Raw genomic sequence first — 253 nt, forward strand, 5'->3', positions numbered from 1 at the left:
TGATCCACCCCGAAGGGCTTCACCGTTCGACTTGCATGTGTTAAGCACGCCGCCAGCGTTCGTCCTGAGCCAGGATCAAACTCTCCGTGAATGTCTGCCCGTAATCGGGCGCCACTCGCGTCGAGCGGCACGGCAACCACCGGAATAGGGCGGCCCCGCGCACTGCGTCCTCGCTAGTGTTTACTACATAAAGGAATCTCCAACCCCAGGAAACCCTGAGGCCGGGGATGTCAACATATCTGGCGTTGACTTT

1 rRNA gene is annotated in these 253 nt (G+C 58.9%); it reads right to left on the reverse strand.

Annotated elements, in window-relative coordinates:
- Positions 1-91, reverse strand: a 16S ribosomal RNA gene (locus ADK60_RS27985); the annotation flags it as partial.
- Positions 92-253 lie beyond the last annotated feature (162 nt).

It is taken from the genome of Streptomyces sp. XY431 (assembly GCF_001279805.1).
Taxonomy (GTDB): Bacteria; Actinomycetota; Actinomycetes; order Streptomycetales; family Streptomycetaceae; genus Kitasatospora; species Kitasatospora purpeofusca.